Genomic DNA, 5,711 nt, shown 5'->3' on the forward strand with positions numbered 1-5,711 from the left:
TTCTTCGGGATCTCCCCGCGCGAGGCGCTGGCGATGGACCCGCAGCAGCGGCTGCTGCTGGAGTCCTCCTGGGAGCTGATCGAGCGCGCGGGCGTCGACCCGGCCGCCCTGCGCGGCTCCCGGACCGGCGTGTTCGCGGGCACCAGCGGGCAGGACTACGCCGTTCTCGTGCGCGGGTCGGCCGCCGGGCGGGAGGGCTTCGCCGGGACGGGCAACATCGCCAGCGTCCTGTCCGGCCGCGTCGCCTACACCCTGGGGCTGGAGGGCCCGGCGGTCACCGTCGACACCGCGTGCTCGTCGTCGCTGGTCGCGCTGCACCTGGCCGCGCAGGCGCTGCGGTCGGGCGAGTGCGACCTGGCCATCGCCGGTGGCGTCACGGTCATGGCGACCCCGCTGGGGTTCGTCGAGTTCTCCCAGCAGCGCGGCCTGGCCGCCGACGGCCGGTGCAAGTCCTTCGCCGCCGACGCCGACGGGACCGTGTGGGGCGAAGGTGTCGGGCTGGTGCTGGTCGAGCGGCTGTCCGACGCCCAGCGCAACGGACACCAGGTGCTCGGCGTGATCCGGGGGACGGCGGTCAACCAGGACGGCGCGTCCAACGGCCTGACCGCCCCGAACGGGCCCGCGCAGCAGCGCGTCATCCGCGACGCCCTTACCGCCGCCGGACTCGCCCCGTCCGATGTGGACGCCGTCGAGGCGCACGGGACCGGGACCGCCCTGGGCGACCCGATCGAGGCCCAAGCGCTGCTGGCGACCTACGGACAAGATCGTGAGACGCCGCTGTGGTTGGGGTCGGTGAAGTCCAACATCGGGCACACCCAGGCCGCGTCCGGCATCGCGGGCGTCCTCAAGATGATCATGGCTCTCCGGCACGGCTGCCTGCCCAGGACGCTGCACCTGACCGAGCCGAACCCGCGCGTCGACTGGACCTCGGGCGCGGTGTCGCTGCTGACCGACGACCAGCCGTGGCCCGCGTCCGACCGGGTGCGCCGGGCAGGCGTGTCGTCGTTCGGCATCTCCGGCACCAACGCGCACATCATCGTCGAGCAGGCCCCCGCCACCGAGGCGGCCGAGCGCGCCGAGCCGGCGGGCGTGCTGCCGTGGGTGCTGTCCGCGCGCAGTCCGGAGGCGCTGCGGGCCCGCGCGGCCGAGCTGCTGACCGGTCTCGGTGACGTGGCGGGCGTCGACGTGGCGTTCTCGCTGGCCACCACCCGGACCGCGTTCGAGCACCGGGCCGCGGTGGTCGGCGGCTCCCGCGCGGAGCTGCTGGCGGTCGCCGAGGGGCGGGGGCGCCTGGTCGGCGAGGCCGTCGACGGGCGGACCGCGTTCGCGTTCTCCGGGCAGGGGTCGCAGCGGATCGGGATGGGGCGCGAGCTGGCGGCCCGGTTCCCGGTGTTCGCCGCCGCGTTCGACGAGGTCTGCGCGCACTTCGACGAGCTGCTGGGGGTGCCGCTGCGGGACAAGCTCGGCTCCGAGGAGGTCGCCGAGACCGTGTACACCCAGGCCGGGCTGTTCGCGGTCGAGGTCGCGCTGGTGCGGCTGTTGGACTCCTGGGGTGTGCGGCCGGACGCGCTGATCGGGCACTCGGTGGGCGAGCTGGTGGCCGCGCACGTGGCCGGGGTGTGGTCGCTGGCCGACGCGTGCCGGGTCGTGGCCGCGCGCGGTCGGCTCATGCAGGCGCTCCCGGCCGGGGGCGCGATGGTGTCGGTCAAGGCCGCCGAGGCGGACATCGAGCTGACCGGCGGCGTGAGCGTCGCCGCGGTCAACGGGCCGGAATCCGTTGTGCTGTCCGGGGTCGAGGCCGAGGTGCTGGCGGTCGCGGCGGGCTTCGCCAAGACCAGGCGGCTGTCGGTGTCGCACGCGTTCCACTCGGCGCTGATGGACCCGATGCTGGCCGAGTTCCGCACCGTCCTGGACTCCGTCACCTACCACCGGCCCACCATGCCGGTGATCTCCAACGTCACCGGCTCGGTCGCCGACCGGCTCACCGACCCCGCCTACTGGGTCGAGCACGTGCGCGGCACCGTCCGGTTCGCCGACGGCGCCGCCGCGCTGGCCGGGCTGGGTGTCGTGCGGTGCCTGGAGGTCGGCCCGGACGCGGTGCTGACGCCGCTGCTCGACGGGTGCGTGCCCGTGCTGCGCCGCGACCGGGACGAACCGGAGGCGCTGCTCGCGGCCGTCGCCGCCCTGTTCACCACCGGCGCGGACCCCGACTGGGCCGCCGTGTTCGCCGGGCAGGACGCCCGCGTGGTCCCCCTGCCGACCTACCCGTTCCAGCGCGACCGCTACTGGGTCGAGCCGGACGGCGCCCCGGTCGCGGTCGAGGACGCCGCGTTCTGGCGGGCCGTCGAGGACAACGACCTGGCCGCCCTCGCCACCGAGCTGCGCGTCACCGGCGACGACGCCGGGCTGGCCGCCGTCGCGCCCGCGCTCCCGGTGCTGGCCCAGTGGCGGGCCCGCAGGCAGGCTCAGTCCGAAGTGGACTCTTGGCGGTACCGGGAGCGCTGGACGCCCGTTCGCCCCTCCGGTGCGCCCTCGGGGACCTGGCTGGCCGTGCTGCGCGGCGACGAGCCCGCGTGGGTGGGCGCCCTGCGCGACGGCGGCGTGGACGTCGTCGTCACGCGGGAGGAGATCCCCGAGGGGGACTTCGCCGGGGTGGTCTCGGACATCACCGGGCTCGGTCGGGTGCTGGCGCTGGTCAACGCTGGGATCGACGCGCCGCTGTGGCTGGTGACCAGCGGGGCCGTGTCCGTGGGGGCCGACGCCGTGCGCTCGCCCGAGCAGGCGATGGTGTGGGGCCTGGGCCGGGTCGCCGCGCTCGAGCACCCCGCCCGCTGGGGCGGGCTGGTCGACCTCCCGGAGCAGTGGGACGCGCGGGCCGCCGAGCGGTTCCTGGCCGTGCTGGCCGGGTCGGAGGACCAGGTCGCGCTGCGGGCGTCCGGCGTGTTCGCCCGGCGCGTGGAGCGGGCCGGGGCCGCGGCGCCGGTGGCGCCGTGGACGCCGCGCGGGACGGTGCTGATCACCGGCGGGACCGGGGGCATCGGGGCCGAGGTCGCCCGCTGGGTCGCCGGGGCAGGGGCGGACAAGGTCGTGCTGACCAGCCGCCGGGGCCTGGCCGCGCCGGGGGCCGCCGAGCTGGCGGCTGAGCTGGGCGCCGACGTCGTGTCCTGCGACGTGGCCGACCGGGACTCGCTCAAGGCCGTGCTCGACGGCATCGACGACCTGACCGCCGTGGTGCACGCCGCCGGGGTCGGGCAGCACGGCCGCCTGGCCGAGCTCACCGCGCACGACCTGGACGCGACGCTGTCCGGCAAGGTCGACGGCGCCCGGCACCTGGACGAGCTGACCGGCGACTTGGACGCCTTCATCGTCTTCTCCTCCATCGCCGGGGTGCTCGGCAGCGGGGGGCAGGGCCCCTACGCGGCGGCCAACGCCTACCTCGACGCGCTGGTGAAGCAGCGCCGGGCGCGCGGGGCGGCGGGCACCGCCGTGGCCTGGGGCCCGTGGGCGCGGGTCGGCATGGTCGACGCCGAGGTGTCGGCCGGGCTCGCGCGCGGCGGCCTCCGGTCGCTGCCGCCCGAGCAGGGCCTCACCGCCCTGCGGCAGGCCGTGGACGCGGGCGAGGACTGCGTGCTGGTCGCCGACGTCGACTGGTCCACCTTCGCCGCGGCCTTCACCGTGGCCCGGCCGAGCCCGTTGTTGTCGGCTTTCGTCACTGAGACTCCGGAGACCGCGCCGACCGGGCTCTTCGCGGGCCTGCCCGGGCCCGAGCGCCGCCGGAAGCTGCTCGACCTGGTCCGCGCGCACTGCGCCGCCGTCCTCGGCCACGCCGACGCCGGGCAGGTCGCCGAGTCGCGGGCGTTCTCCGACCTCGGGTTCGACTCGCTGACCGCCGTGGAGCTGCGCGACCGGCTCGCCGTCGAGACCGGCCTCAAGCTCCCCGCCACCCTCGTCTTCGACCACCCGACCCCGGCCGCGCTGGCCGAGCGGCTCGACACCGGCCTGGGCGCGGGTCCGGATGTGGCGGCGCCCCCCGCCGTGGTCTCCGAGGACCCGGTCGTGCTGGTCGGCATGGCCTGCCGCTACCCGGGCGGCGTGTCGTCGCCGGAACAGCTCTGGGCGCTGCTGGTCGAGGGCGGCGAGGGCATCGCCGGGTTCCCCACCGACCGCGGCTGGGACCTGGCGTCGCTCTACGACCCGGACCGCGAGCGGCACGGCACCACCTACACCGACCGCGGCGGCTTCCTGCGCGGCGCGGCCGACTTCGACGCGACCCTGTTCGGGATCAACCCGCGCGAGGCCCTGGCCATGGACCCGCAGCAGCGGTTGCTGCTGGAGACCTCGTGGGAGCTGCTGGAGCGCTCCGGCATCGCCCCCGCGGCGCTGCGCGGCTCGGCGACCGGCGTGTTCGTCGGCTCCAACGGCCAGGACTACTCCCGGCTGTTCCGCGAGACGCCGGACGGCCTCGAGGGCTACGTCGGCACCGGCTCCGCCGCCAGCGTCGCGTCCGGCCGCATCTCCTACACGCTGGGCTTCGAGGGGCCGTCGCTGACCGTCGACACCGCGTGCTCGTCGTCGTTGGTCGCGATGCACCTGGCCGCGCAGGCGCTGCGGTCGGGGGAGTGCGACCTGGCGCTGGCCGGTGGCGTGACGGTCATGTCCACCCCGGGCGCGTTCATCGAGTTCGCGCGCCAGCAGGGGCTTGCCGTGGACGGCCGGTGCAAGTCCTTCGCCGAGGGGGCGGATGGGACCGGGTGGTCTGAGGGTGTCGGCATGGTGCTGTTGGAGCGCCAGTCGGACGCTGTGCGCAATGGTCATGAGGTTCTGGCTGTGTTGCGTGGGAGCGCGGTGAACCAGGATGGCGCGTCGAACGGTCTGACCGCGCCGAACGGGCCGTCGCAGCAGCGGGTGATCCGGGCCGCGTTGGCCTCCGGTGGGCTGGTGTCGTCTGATGTGGACGTTGTGGAGGCGCACGGGACCGGGACCGCGTTGGGTGACCCGATCGAGGCGCAGGCGTTGTTGGCCACCTACGGGCAGGACCGGGACACGCCGCTGCTGCTCGGGTCGGTGAAGTCGAACATCGGCCACACCCAGGCCGCGGCCGGGGTCGCCGGGGTGATCAAGATGGTGCTGGCGCTGCGGCACGGGCGGCTGCCGCGGTCGCTGCACGTGGACGCGCCGACGTCGAAGGTCGACTGGTCTGCCGGTTCGGTCGAGCTGCTGACCGAGGCGCGCGACTGGACGGGCGAGCACGTGCGCCGGGCCGGGGTGTCGTCGTTCGGCATCTCCGGCACCAATGCCCACGTCATCATCGAGCAGCCGCCTGTCTCCGTCGAACCCGAACCGACCTCCGGCGGGCTCGTCCCGTGGGTGCTGTCGGGTCGCACGCCCGAGACCGTGCGGGCGCTGGCTGAGTCGCTGGCCGGTGTGGACGCGGACCCGCGCGACGTCGGCTGGGCGCTGGCCACCGGGCGCTCGGCGCTGGAGCACCGGGCCGCCGTCGTGGCCGAGACCGCCGAGGAGTTCGCCGCCGCGCTGGCCGGGGTCGACGTCGTCGCCGCCCGGTCCGGGCGGGTCGCGCTCGTGTTCTCCGGGCAGGGTTCGCAGCGGATCGGCATGGGCCTGGGGCTGCACGAGCGGTTCCCGGTGTTCGCCGCCGCCTTCGACGAGGTCTGCGCGCACTTCGACGCGCTGCTGGACCGCCCGCTGCGCGC

Annotated in this window: 1 protein-coding gene; it reads left to right on the top strand. The window is 75.6% G+C overall.

Features of this window, described 5'->3' with window-relative positions; all coding sequences use genetic code 11:
• The coding region (locus GCL84_RS10245) for an SDR family NAD(P)-dependent oxidoreductase (RefSeq protein WP_156755180.1) at positions 1 to 5,711 on the top strand (5,711 nt) is incomplete at both ends.

It is taken from the genome of Actinokineospora pegani, assembly GCF_009745975.1.
Lineage (GTDB): Bacteria > Actinomycetota > Actinomycetes > Mycobacteriales > Pseudonocardiaceae > Actinokineospora > Actinokineospora pegani.